Annotated in this window: 13 protein-coding genes; all 13 read left to right on the top strand. The window is 35.5% G+C overall.

Annotated features, from left to right (window positions below):
• Positions 1 to 128: 128 nt before the first annotated feature.
• The 13 genes from P6936_RS00365 to P6936_RS00305 all read left to right on the top strand — a co-directional run bounded on the left by P6936_RS00365 (position 129) and on the right by P6936_RS00305 (position 11819).
• Positions 129 to 1337, top strand: a complete 1209-nt coding sequence (locus P6936_RS00365) for a CinA family nicotinamide mononucleotide deamidase-related protein (protein ID WP_276880534.1) — start codon at positions 129 to 131, stop codon at positions 1335 to 1337.
• Complete coding sequence (locus P6936_RS00360) at positions 1315 to 2181, top strand: ParA family protein (protein ID WP_004836573.1); 867 nt, start codon at positions 1315 to 1317, stop codon at positions 2179 to 2181. Before P6936_RS00365 ends, P6936_RS00360 begins: the two co-directional genes overlap by 23 nt.
• Before the next feature lies 1 nt (position 2182).
• Positions 2183 to 3040 (top strand): ParB/RepB/Spo0J family partition protein, encoded by an 858-nt coding sequence (locus P6936_RS00355; protein WP_040349380.1) that lies wholly within the window; start codon positions 2183 to 2185, stop codon positions 3038 to 3040.
• Positions 3033 to 3572, top strand: coding sequence for a cyclodeaminase/cyclohydrolase family protein (locus P6936_RS00350; RefSeq protein WP_004836575.1), 540 nt, complete (start codon positions 3033 to 3035; stop codon positions 3570 to 3572). Before P6936_RS00355 ends, P6936_RS00350 begins: the two co-directional genes overlap by 8 nt.
• Positions 3572 to 4042 carry a DUF4446 family protein gene (locus tag P6936_RS00345; protein ID WP_004836576.1) on the top strand — a complete coding sequence of 157 codons (471 nt, stop codon included), beginning with the start codon at positions 3572 to 3574 and terminating at the stop codon, positions 4040 to 4042. Before P6936_RS00350 ends, P6936_RS00345 begins: the two co-directional genes overlap by 1 nt.
• A gap of 77 nt (positions 4043 to 4119) precedes the next feature.
• Positions 4120 to 5106 carry a phosphate acetyltransferase gene (gene pta, locus P6936_RS00340; RefSeq protein WP_276880533.1) on the top strand — a complete coding sequence of 329 codons (987 nt, stop codon included), beginning with the start codon at positions 4120 to 4122 and terminating at the stop codon, positions 5104 to 5106.
• A 394-nt stretch (positions 5107 to 5500) separates the two neighbouring features.
• Positions 5501 to 5992 (top strand): DUF1538 domain-containing protein, encoded by a 492-nt coding sequence (locus tag P6936_RS00335; RefSeq protein ID WP_004836578.1) that lies wholly within the window; start codon positions 5501 to 5503, stop codon positions 5990 to 5992.
• A gap of 460 nt (positions 5993 to 6452) precedes the next feature.
• Positions 6453 to 6590, top strand: coding sequence for a hypothetical protein (locus P6936_RS00330; protein WP_248596431.1), 138 nt, complete (start codon positions 6453 to 6455; stop codon positions 6588 to 6590).
• Positions 6591 to 6598: 8 nt separating this feature from the next.
• The gene (gene trxA / locus P6936_RS00325) at positions 6599 to 6901 is read left to right on the top strand and encodes a thioredoxin (protein WP_004836580.1); all 303 of its coding nucleotides are present in this window, start codon (positions 6599 to 6601) and stop codon (positions 6899 to 6901) included.
• An 11-nt stretch (positions 6902 to 6912) separates the two neighbouring features.
• Entirely contained in the window at positions 6913 to 7770 is an 858-nt protein-coding gene (locus tag P6936_RS00320; RefSeq protein ID WP_338079159.1) for an NAD(P)/FAD-dependent oxidoreductase, read from the top strand.
• Positions 7771 to 7997: 227 nt separating this feature from the next.
• Positions 7998 to 8477 carry a MarR family winged helix-turn-helix transcriptional regulator gene (locus P6936_RS00315; protein WP_004836582.1) on the top strand — a complete coding sequence of 160 codons (480 nt, stop codon included), beginning with the start codon at positions 7998 to 8000 and terminating at the stop codon, positions 8475 to 8477.
• Positions 8470 to 10437 (top strand): ATP-dependent zinc metalloprotease FtsH, encoded by a 1968-nt coding sequence (ftsH, locus tag P6936_RS00310; RefSeq protein WP_276880532.1) that lies wholly within the window; start codon positions 8470 to 8472, stop codon positions 10435 to 10437. Before P6936_RS00315 ends, ftsH begins: the two co-directional genes overlap by 8 nt.
• Positions 10438 to 10679: 242 nt before the next feature.
• Positions 10680 to 11819, top strand: a complete 1140-nt coding sequence (locus tag P6936_RS00305; protein WP_004836584.1) for a CD0519/CD1768 family membrane protein — start codon at positions 10680 to 10682, stop codon at positions 11817 to 11819.
• Positions 11820 to 12019: the final 200 nt, after the last annotated feature.

Below are 12019 nucleotides of genomic sequence, written 5' to 3'. Positions count from 1 at the left end.
GATAAAAAAATTAAGTGAGCTTTTGTTGTTTGAAAATGTAAAAAAATTATTCTACATTTCATTTTGCAAGTGCTCCTTTTTTTATGGTAAAATATTCTATATGAATACAATCATAAGGAGTGTTATGTATGCAGGCTTTAATTTGTTCTGTAGGAACAGAAATTTTATTAGGAAATATTGTAGATACAAATTTACAATACATAGCTAGTCATCTAAAGGAGATGGGAATAGATGTCTATAAGATGGTAACGGTAGGTGATAATTTTGATAGGCTCTATAAGGTCTTGAGTGAGGCAAACGGACTTTATGATTATATTTTTCTAACTGGTGGTTTGGGACCAACAGCTGATGACATAACTAAAGAAGTTGTAGTTAAAGTATGTGGCAAAGAAAATGAGCTTGTTGTTGATCCTGATTCTATGAAGGCCTTAGAAGAATATTTTGAGAAGAAGGATAGGGCAATTAAAATAAATAAGAAGCAAGCTATTTTTCCAAAGTCTGCTACTATACTTAAAAATCCAAAAGGTACAGCACCGGGCTGTATCATAGAATCAAAAAGTAAATTCATCCTCTTGCCAGGTCCCCCTCATGAGATGACCTATATGTTTGATAATGAATTACAACTTGTCAAAGACTCTATAATAAAGACAGTTACTGCTAAGACGGCACTTTTAGGTGAGTGGGATATGGCAAGTAGGGTTGACCTAACAGGTTCTAACCCGACTATTAGTCCCTATGCGACTGACTATGGTTGTATTTTAAGAATAACTGCAAAAGCAGAAACTGAAAAAGATGCTGACAAGCTTTTAGAAGAAGGAAAGAAAAAAGTTAAAGAAGCTCTAGCCAAATATCTAATAACTTTTGAGGATAAGAGGAAAGAAGAAATTTTAATCGACTTGCTTAGAAAGAAAAATGAAACACTTGCAAGTGCTGAATCAATTACAGGCGGACTTATTGCAAGCTCTATCATAGATATTCCAGGTGCAAGCGATGTTATACATGAGTCCTATATCACTTATTCAAACGAAACAAAGAATAAGCTTTTAAATGTTTCATATGAAACAATAGAAAAATATGACGTGGTAAGTAGGCAAGTCCTCAAAGAGATGTTAGATGGACTTTATGAGAAGAGTAAAGCGAATTTGTGTATAGCCACTACAGGTTACGCCCATCTGGGTCATGTTTTTGTTGGAATCCTTTATAACGGCAAATACTTACTTAAAGAATTCCAATTTAATGGAGATAGGAATAGGGTAAGACTTAGGGCTAAGAATAGGGCTATAGATTTATCAATAATATTTATAAGAGGTGATTATGAAGAAAATCTCGATTTTTAACCAAAAAGGCGGGGTGGGCAAGACTACAAGTGTAGTAAATCTTGCTGCCAGTTTAGCTAAAGAAGGAAAAAAAGTTCTGGTGATAGATATGGATCCCCAAGCTAATACTACAACAGGACTTGGCCTAGATAAATACGATGGTGAAGATTCTATTTATGATTTATTTAATGAAATAAATTCTCAAATGAATGACGAAGAAGATGCCAAAGATGAAGGTGAAGATACCAAAGATGAAGAAGCAGTTGACTGTGAGCTTCCTATAACAAAAGAAATTAATAAAGATATAGAAATTACTAAGTATATAAAAGAAACAAAGTCAGGAGTTTTTTTAATAAAATCTGAAAGTGCCTTATCAGGTCTTGAGGTGGAGCTAGTTAGTTTAGATCCAGTTGAAAGAACAGAACTTTTAAAGAGAATTGTTGAGAAAATCGACGATTCATATGACTATATATTTATTGATTGTCCACCTTCCTTGGGACTTTTGTCTATAAACGCTCTAGTTGCGAGTGGTTCAATTATAATTCCTATCCAAACTGAGTATTACGCCCTTGAAGGAGTAAGTGAATTGATGAAAACTTATGAATTAGTTAGGGATTCTCTTAATAAGAACTTACAAATAGAGGGAGTCTTATTTACAATGTTTGATAAGGCGAATAGTCTTTCTTACGAGGTTGTAGAAGAGGTTAAGACCTATTTTAAGGATAAGGTCTTTAAGACTATGATACCTAGGGATGTAAACTTGGCAGAAGCTCCTTCCTATGGCAAGCCAGTTCTTGCCTATGAAGAAGGCTCTAAGGGAGCTAAGGCTTATAAGTTATTAGCGAAAGAATTAATAGGTGAATAAGATGACAGGAAAAAAGACATTGGGTAGGGGATTGTCAGCCCTTATACCAGAAACAAATAGTAAGGAAGTTAGGGAAAGTATAGAACAAATAGACCTAAGCCTAATTGATCCTAGGGATGACCAGCCTAGAAATATTTTTGATGAAGAAGCTATTGAAGGGCTTTCTGAATCCATTAAGGAATACGGCTTACTTAATCCTATTGTGCTAACAAAAAAATGTGAAAGATACGAAATACTTGCTGGTGAAAGAAGATATAGGGCTAGTATTAAGTTAGGCCTAAAGAAAATTGATGCCATAGTAAGGGATTATACTAAGAAAGATATAGATATACTTTCCTTAATTGAAAACATTCAAAGGGAAGATTTAAATCCCATAGAAGAGGCTAGGGCCTATAAAAAAATTAGTGATGACTTTTCAATGACTCAAGAAGAAATATCAAAAACAGTTGGCAAGTCCAGATCATATATTGCCAACTCTATGAGACTTCTAAAGTTAAACGAGAGTGAAAGTAGAGCCTTACTAGAAAAAAAGATTACTTCTTCACAAGCAAGAACCCTCTTATCAATAAAAGATGAAGATGAGAGAAAAAAGGCCTTGGATGATTTTATCAACAAGAAATTAAAGGTGAGGGATGCCGAAAAGATAGGAAATAAAAAGGATAAGGATTCAAAAAAAACACAGAAGAATGGTCTTAGTGATATAGATAAAATCCTATTAGAGGATTATGAAGAAAAATTTATGGAAAGAGTTGGGTCAAAAGTTAAAATAGATAAGACTGGAGATACCTACAAGTTAATAATTGATTGTTTCACAGTTGAAGACATTGAAAATATATATTGGAGACTAACTGATGATTAATATGACTGTAGGAGAGCTTCTCCATCAAATAAAAAAGCCGACTGCAAACCCAGGGGGTGGAGCTGTAGTTATCTTCGTCGCTAATATGGCAATTAATCTCATTAGAATGATGGATAAAAAAATTGACTCTTTAAATGTTTCATATGAAACATTAGATAAAATAAGCGAAAAGCTCAACCTCCTAGCTGATGAAGATATAAAAAGAGCAAATGAATTGATTAGTGAGTTTAAAAAGAAGCGAATAATCGATCGAGGATTTTTTATTAGAGCAGCCGAGCCACAAATAGAAATGGTCAAACTTTCTCTAATAGCACTTAAAAATTTCTCCCCTATTCTTCAATATGGTAGGAAAGAAACCCTTAGCGATGGAGTTATAGCTAATAATATGCTAAAGGACGCAATAATTAACGCTCTTCCAACCATAAAGATTAATTTATCTGCAATTGATGAGTTTTATGACTATGAGGCAACTGTTAGCGAGTGTATGAGTATATATAATAGTAACATAGAAATTATAGAAAGAAGGAAATAATGACAGGAATTTATGTGATTTTGGCGATCCTTATTGTAATAGTGATAGCTGAATTTGCCCTAATAAAATCAATTAATAATAAACTTAGAAGGCAAAAACAAAGATATGACCATCTTCTTAGGGGTAATATCGATATGAACCTTGAAGAGCTTTTACTATCTATCAATGATAGGATAGAAAGTTCCAATAAAGAAATAAGAACTATTGATCAGAGGGCAATAGAGGCCAAGGACACGACCATGGGAGCAATAAGTAACATGGCGATTATTCATTTCGATGCTTTTGATGGACAGACCAACACCTTATCCTTTAGCCTATGTCTTTTGGATAATTTCCATAATGGAATAGTGCTAACTAGCCTATACTCAAACTCAGGCTCTACTGTTTATGTAAAAGAAATAGTTAAGGGCTCAAGCGATAAGGACCTATCGAAAAGTGAGTTAGAGGCTTTAAATAAAGCAAAAAGTTAATAAAATAACTAAGCTTCACTTTGAAAAATATTGGGTATAGTTATAGTATAATTAACGAATTCCACAAGGAGGATTAAATGCCAAAAGGTATATTAGAAAACGCAAGAGAAGCAATAGAGGGAAAAAATTTAAAAATCGTTTTTCCAGAAGGTAGCGATCCAAGGATACTTGCTGCTGCTTTAAGACATAAACAAGAGGGACTTCTTATCCCAATAGTTTTGGGAGATCAAGGCGAAATTCAAAAAACAGCTGACAAGCTAGGATTAAAACTTGGTGATTTAAAAATAATTAACCCACAATATTCAGAAGATTTTGATAAATTAGTTGAAGGCTTTGTAGAGGCTAGACGTGGCAAAACAAGCAAAGAAGAAGCGGAATTCTTACTAAAAACTAATGTAAACTATTTTGGCGTAATGCTAATTAAAGAAGGCTTTGCAGACGGAATGGTTTCAGGTGCTATTCATACAACAGGAGATACCATAAGACCAGCTCTTCAAATTATCAGAACAAAACCAGGTGTAAATAGAGTATCTGGTGTAATGGTTATGATAGGACCAAAAGGCAACCAACTTGTATTTGCTGATACAGCAGTAAATATCACCCTAGAATCTGATGAACTTGCAGAAGTTGCAGTAGAAACTGCAAAGAGTGCTAAATCATTTGGTATGGATCCATATGTTGCCCTTCTATCATTTTCAACTCATGGTTCAGCCCACCATGATTTGGCTACAAAAGTGGCTAAGGCAAAGGCTAGAGCCTTAGAAATTGATCCTGATATTAAAATAGAAGGAGAAATCCAATTTGACGCAGCAATCGACCCTGAAACTGCAGCTCACAAGGCTCCAGGATCAAAAGTAGCTGGTAAATGTAATGTATTCATCTTCCCAGACCTTCAAGCAGGAAATATTGGTTATAAGATTGCACAAAGACTTGGTGGATACAAGGCCCTAGGCCCAATATTACAAGGATTAAACGCACCTGTTAATGACCTTTCAAGAGGTTGTTCAGAAGAAGATGTTTATGAAATAGCAATAATTACAGCTTCTCAAGCATTAAATAGATAATTAAGCTAATAAGAAAAAGAGACAATCATGAGATTGCCTCTTTTTCTATAAGAAAAATGATGTGATTAATATTTTTTTGAGCAAATAAAAAACAATGCTAAAGCAGTTGTTCTTATTGCCCTTTTGGTTTTGATTTTAAACTTTAAGTTAGAAAAAGATGAGTTGGGGCTGTTGCAGAATGAATAAATCGTACCATTATCGTTAGAAGAAGCTCCACGGAAAGTCTCATAACGCCGACGGGCTAAATGCCTCCATCAGTCGGCAGGCACTAATATGCCCACCGGCAAGGAGAGGTAAAATTTCCTAAGAGAACCTTCTAACGATGGTACGATGATTATTCATAGTTTTGCAACAACCCCTTATTATATTTCTAACATCTGTTTAGGCAGGTTTTATGGAACTTGCAAGAGTTATGGGTGAAGCCTTGAGGGATTCTAAACTCTTAGCCCTAATAGCCTTTATCCTAGGTCTTCTTGTAGTCTTGGCAGAACCAGCAGTAGCAGTCTTAGCCGAGCAGGTAGAAGATGTTACAGGAGGATCAATTCCAAGAAAACTAATCCTAAGGGCCCTATCAATAGGTGTTGCCTTTGCGGTTATGCTTGCAATATTTAGGATAAAGATAGAAGGATTTTCTCTGTGGATGGTAATAGTTCCAGATTTTGTGATTTCCTTATTATTATCTAGGAAGGTTCCTCAAATATTTGTTGGAATAGCCTTTGATTCAGGTGGAGTTGCCTCGGGGCCAATGACAGCAACCTTTATATTAGCCTTTTGTCAGGGAGTTGCTGGAAATGTAGGAGATGGACTTGGAGTAATCGCCTTCGTTGCCTTGATGCCTGTTATTACCATTATGATTCTAGGAACTTTGTTTAAGGGGAGGAGTTAATGCAATATATTAGGATAATTCTGCCAGGCGGCAAGGGAAGCGAATTTATGAAATAACTAAAAGCTGAAGGTGCTTTTGCCATAGCTTGTTTTTATGGAGAAGGCTCTGCCCCAAGCGAAATACTAAATAAGCTTCACATAGATAAGAGAAAAAAAGAAATAGTAACAGCTTTATTTGATGAAGAAAAAGCAAATATATTATTTAATAAAATAGAGGACAAATTAAGGGGTGTAAATACGGCAATAGCTTTTTCTACAGCTCTTGATGGAAAGGATTATAGTATGGAATATGTATGTCTATATGTAATAGTGGATAGGCATCTTGGTCAAAAGGCTATCCACATAGTCCAAGCTAATGGGCACGTGGCGCAACTCTAATTCACGGCAGGGGATCTGGAAAAAACATAAAATCACCAATATTTTTCAATATGACCATAGAGCCAGAAAAGGATATTGTCTTAATGCTCATAAAAAAAGAATTAGAAGAGACGATAAAGGGTAAAATATATAAGGAGATGGAACTTGAAAAAGAAGGAAGGGGTATAATCTACTCCCTTCCAGTAAATCAAGTTTCAGGATTAGTAGAACAAAATAGTTAGGAGATATTATGAAAAAACTAAACTCAAATGAATTCAGACAAGAAGTAGAAAGTGGTAAGGGCTTGATCCTAGTTGATTTTTCAGCAACTTGGTGTGGACCATGCAAGATGCAAGCTCCTATTTTAGAAGAATTAGCAGGCGCTTATACGATTTATAATATAGACGTGGACGAATCTGAAGATATAGCAAGTCAATACAATGTAAATGCAGTTCCTTCCTTGATGATTTTTAAGGACGGTGTCCTAAAAGAAAATCTAATAGGTTTCCATCCAAAAGAAGCAATAGTTGAAAAAATGGACAAATACCAATAATGAGATATGATTTGGCGATAATCGGCGCAGGTCCTGCTGGACTTAGCGCCGCTTTAAATTCAAAAGTTAGAAATAAATCAGTTATTGTCTTTGGTGAAGATTCACCCTCCCTTGTTAAGACTGAATCAATCAAAAACTACTTGGGTTTTGAGGATATAAGCGGAAAAGAATTAAATGAAAGATTCAAAAAAAGCTTAAAATCTTATGAAATTACCTTTTCCAAAGAGAAAATTCAGACAGTTTATGCCATGGGCGAGTATTTTGCTCTAGCCCTCAAATCAGGAGAATTTATTGAAGCAAGATCTACAATAATAGCCTGTGGTATAGATAGGAAGAAGGATTTGATAAATGAGGAGAAATTTTTCGCCAAGGGCATAAGCTATTGTGCAACTTGTGATGCGGCCCTATATAAGGGAAAGGAAATAGTTGTAATTGGTTATAATGAAGAAAGCATAGAAGAAGCAAACTTTGTAGCAGAAATAGTAGGAAAAGTAAGCTTTGTAAATATGTACAAGAAGGATATCTCACTAAATCCCAAAGTAGACCTAATAGATGATGAAATAGCTTGGGGCTTTAAGGGAAAGGATAGAGCAGAAGTCTTGGAATTTAAGTCGGGAAGAGAAATCAAGGCGGACGGTTTTTTCGTAATAAAAGACTCATCCAAGCCACAAAGATTAGTCCCTTCCATAAAGCTTATCGACAATCACATAGAAGTTGATAGAAACATGGCTACTAATATCAAGGGACTTTTTGCCGCAGGAGATATAAGTGGTAAGCCTTACCAGATAATGAAAGCAGTAGGCGAGGGTCAGCTTGCAGGCTTAAATGCAGTTAGATATATCAACAATATTAAAAAATCAAGCAAATAACCAAGGGCTTTCGAGAAAATCACCATCTCGAAAGTTTTTATCTATATATTTATCTGTATAAGAAAAATTAAATTCTAAAATTGACCCTAGAATAAAAAATAGTAATATAAATAAGTCAAATATCCTTATAGTATGTAAAAGTATATTTGAAATATAGATATCAAATATTGAAAAAATTTAACTTATATGTAAGATAATAGTGTAGCACAATTATTTCAGGAGGAAATATGACAGAAAAGCATATTGATTTTTTTGAATTTAATAATTCCATATTCTCAATGATAAGAGAAATTTCACATAAAATTGATTTGTTGTTACAAGATACTGCAAATGAACTAGATATAACACCATTACAATTAAAGATGATTATTACCCTTTATTCAAATAGAGAAAAAGCCATATCCATTGGTAGCCTCGGCAAGGCCATAGGTATAACAGGTGGTAATATTTCTAATATATGCAAGAGACTAGAAAAACAAGGCTTCGTAAAAAGAGTTAGAAGCGAAGAAGACGAAAGAGTTGTAATTGTAGTCCTTACCGAAAGTGGTGAGAAAGCTGCTCACATGGTTGATAGATATTTCCAAACTATAAGGGATGATATTCCAGAGGAAGGAATAGATGTCAACCTAAAAACAATAGTTGAAGAATTAGAGGCCTTAGAAGCCCTGCTTGATAAATACATAAACAGGAGTGGTTTAGATGTTTAACCGAAATGAAGGCAAGAAACCCCTATTATATTATTGGTTGATTGCCATAGTAATTTTCATAGTAATAAGATTTGCCTTAAACCCCATCGCTAAAGATGAGAGTGTTAAGGAAGTATCCTACAGTCAGTTTGTAGAGATGATCAATCACGATCAAGTAACTGAAGTATCAAAAGATGATCAAAAATACACCTTCAAAGCCAAGGTGGATGGAGATGAAAAAGTCTACGAAACAGGTTTATGGCAAGACAAAGACCTTACAGAAAGGCTTCTAAAGGCAAAAGAAAAAAACGACAAACTAGTCTTTAGACAAGAGATAGAAACCAAGATGAATCCTTATCTATCCTTGTTCTTGACAAGTGTTTTGCCTTTGGTATTTATCTGGGTAATCTTCTACTTTGCATCAAGATCACTAACCAAAACCATGGGTGGCCGTGGTGGCGGAGACTTCATGAATTTTGGCAAATCTAATGCCAAAATCTATGTAGAAAACAAAACAGGCAAGACCTTTAAGGATGTAGCAGGCCAAGAAGAAGCCAAGGATTCCCTAAGCGAAATAGTTGACTTCCTCCACAAACCTGGAAAGTACAAGGAAATAGGAGCTAAAGTTCCTAAGGGAGTGCTTTTGGTAGGCCCTCCAGGAACAGGAAAAACCCTTATGGCCAAAGCCGTAGCAGGTGAGGCTAATGTTCCATTCTTCTCTATATCAGGTTCTGAATTTGTTGAGATGTTTGTAGGTATGGGGGCAAGCAAGGTTCGTGACTTGTTCAAGCAAGCCAAGGAGAAGGCACCTTGTATAGTATTTATAGATGAGATTGATGCTATTGGTAAAAAACGTGATGTTTCTGGTTATTCTGGAAATGATGAGCGTGAACAAACCCTAAACCAACTTCTTAATGAAATGGATGGTTTCGATGCGACAGAAGGAGTAGTTCTTCTAGCAGCAACCAATAGGCCAGAAATCCTAGACCCTGCCCTAACTAGACCAGGTCGTTTTGATAGGCAGGTACAAGTTGAACTTCCAGACCTAAAGGGTCGTGAAGACATACTAAAAGTTCATGCAAAAAACATAAAACGTGAAGATGACATAGACTATGAAGAAATTGCAAAAAGAACTGCTGGAACAAGTGGTGCCGACCTTGCAAACATAGTTAATGAAGGAGCCCTTCGTGCAGTAAGGGAAGGACGTAAAAAGCTAACTCAAGAGGACCTAGAAGAATCAATAGAGACAGTAATAGCTGGTCAACAAAAGAAAAATGCTGTAATAAGCGATGACCAAAAGAAAATAATAGCTTATCATGAAGTAGGACATGCTCTAGTTGCAGCTATCCAAACTCAAAAGACACCAGTAACCAAGATTACCATAGTTCCAAGAACTGGTGGAGCCCTAGGTTATACTATGACTGTGGATAAGGATGAGAAATACATCATGACCAAGCAAGAACTATTCGATGAAATAGTAACCTTCGCTGGAGGTAGGTCTGCAGAAGAGTTAATCTTTAATACCAAAACTACCGGAGCAAGTAACGATATCGAAAAAGCAACAGCAATAGCAAGGAATATGGTAACTATCTATGGTATGGATGATGAATTTGACTTTATGCAATTAGAACAAATCCAAGGAAGATACCTAGGCGGTCAAAGGGCTATGATAGTTTCTGACGGAACCGGCAATAAAATCGACGAGAAAGTTGCCAAAATCATATCCCAAGCCCATATGAGAGCTATCGAAATCCTCAAGGATAATCTAGACAAACTTCACGAAATTTCTGATTTCTTGCTCAAAGAAGAAACCATAACAGGTGAAGAATTTATGGCCATCCTAAATAAAAAAGGATCTGATCAGGCTGAGGTAGAACTTGCTCATGAAAGCAAAGAAGAAAAAAATAGTGAAGATTCTAAGCTGGAAAACGAAGAAAAAACAGAAGATCCTATCGAGGGCGATAAGAATAATATAGATTAAAAATTAGTCTCAGCCTTTATGGCTTGGGACTTTTTTTGATAAAATTAATAACAAGAAATTTATCCTTGATAATTGACTATATTCTTGGAAAAGATAAAATTTATCTAAGATTTAATAAGCAGATCTAAGCTTATAATTAATTACAATCTAAGAAAAGCTTTAAGTAAATTGCAATAATTTAAGGCAGAGCTTTTTGACTAAACAAAAATAAGCCACTAGTTGGTTAAAATACAGGAGCGTATATGAATAATGGATACAAGAAAAATATTAGCCTTGAAAACTTTATATTTATATTGATATTTTTTGGTAGTTTTGGCTGGATTGGATCTATTATGGGTCCTACAAATATGCTATCAACCGTAATGAACACAGCCTACAAACTCTTGATGGATACCTGCTTTTACATAATGGGTATATCCGTTGTGGCGGGTGCCTTATCTAGCCTATTTTCTGAATTTGGCTTTATTGCCCTAGTAGACATTCTCTTATCCAAGGTGATGAAACCTATCTATAATTTACCAGGAGCTTCATCCTTGGGGATTCTTAACTGTTATCTTTCAGATAATCCAGCTATCCTAACCCTTGCTGATGAAGATAACTTCAAAAAATATTTTAAAAAATTCCAAATGCCAGCCCTTTGTAACCTGGGAACATCTTTTGGAATGGGCCTTATAGTAACTACAACAATGTTTGCCCTTCCTATACAGGGAGCTGTCAAGGCAGCTTTAATAGGAAATCTAGGAGCTATAGTAGGCTCTATAGTTTCTGTAAGACTAATGCTTAGATTTACAAAAAAATTCTATGGAACAGAAGATATGGTCGAAGTAGACAAGGTCGTAAGCGTTCCAGAAGGTCATAGGATAATTAGGTCAGGCTCTGCCGGATCCCGTGCCATAGAAGCAATCCTCTATGGTGGTAAGAGGGGAGTAGATATGGGAGTTGCTATAATTCCTGGAGTAATTACAATTTGTACAGTTGTAATGCTTTTAACTAACTCAGCACCACCAACAGGCTACACTGGAGAACTAAACCAAGGGGTGGCCTTTCTTCCTTGGCTTGGAGAAAAACTCTCCTTTATTCTAAGCCCTATCTTTGGATTTTCTAACGAATCATTCATAGCAGTACCTATCACAGCCTTGGGATCTGCTGGGGCAGCCCTTGGTGTAGTAAAAGAATTCATAAACTCATCAACAGTAACAGGTAATGACATAGCAGTATTTACAGCAATGTGCATGTGTTGGTCAGGCTATCTATCAACCCATATAGCTATGATGGATGCCCTAAAGACAAAAGAAATGACAAGCTCAGCGATCCTTTCCCATACCATAGGCGGTCTTTTCGCTGGCTTTGCAGCCCATATCTTTGCTATGCTTCTAATCTAAGTAAATAGCTAAGATCTTTAAATAAGCTCATATAAAAATAGTTAGTGAAGTGGGTATATTTAGGAGAGAAAATTTAACTGAAAAAATTTGGGCGAATTAATAAACAGGTACTATAATAAATTTCTAAATATTTAAAAAGTGTAAAAAAACAGAAGAATAACCCGAATTCTCTTTGTTGAGGCTCGGGTTATTTTCTTCTG

This window comes from Anaerococcus tetradius, assembly GCF_947087635.1.
Lineage (GTDB): Bacteria > Bacillota > Clostridia > Tissierellales > Peptoniphilaceae > Anaerococcus > Anaerococcus tetradius.
The sequence above is the reverse complement of the archived record's forward strand: the minus strand, read 5'-3'. Positions and strand labels throughout refer to the sequence as shown.

Coding starts and splice junctions, on each gene's coding strand:
- P6936_RS00365 (WP_276880534.1), top strand. CDS start 129: ATGCAGGCTTTAATTTGTTCTGTAGGAACAGAAATTTTATTAGGAAAT.
- P6936_RS00345 (WP_004836576.1), top strand. CDS start 3,572: ATGACAGGAATTTATGTGATTTTGGCGATCCTTATTGTAATAGTGATA.
- trxA (WP_004836580.1), top strand. CDS start 6,599: ATGAAAAAACTAAACTCAAATGAATTCAGACAAGAAGTAGAAAGTGGT.
- ftsH (WP_276880532.1), top strand. CDS start 8,470: ATGTTTAACCGAAATGAAGGCAAGAAACCCCTATTATATTATTGGTTG.
- P6936_RS00350 (WP_004836575.1), top strand. CDS start 3,033: ATGATTAATATGACTGTAGGAGAGCTTCTCCATCAAATAAAAAAGCCG.
- P6936_RS00355 (WP_040349380.1), top strand. CDS start 2,183: ATGACAGGAAAAAAGACATTGGGTAGGGGATTGTCAGCCCTTATACCA.
- P6936_RS00330 (WP_248596431.1), top strand. CDS start 6,453: ATGCTCATAAAAAAAGAATTAGAAGAGACGATAAAGGGTAAAATATAT.
- P6936_RS00360 (WP_004836573.1), top strand. CDS start 1,315: ATGAAGAAAATCTCGATTTTTAACCAAAAAGGCGGGGTGGGCAAGACT.
- P6936_RS00335 (WP_004836578.1), top strand. CDS start 5,501: ATGGAACTTGCAAGAGTTATGGGTGAAGCCTTGAGGGATTCTAAACTC.
- P6936_RS00305 (WP_004836584.1), top strand. CDS start 10,680: ATGAATAATGGATACAAGAAAAATATTAGCCTTGAAAACTTTATATTT.
- P6936_RS00315 (WP_004836582.1), top strand. CDS start 7,998: ATGACAGAAAAGCATATTGATTTTTTTGAATTTAATAATTCCATATTC.
- pta (WP_276880533.1), top strand. CDS start 4,120: ATGCCAAAAGGTATATTAGAAAACGCAAGAGAAGCAATAGAGGGAAAA.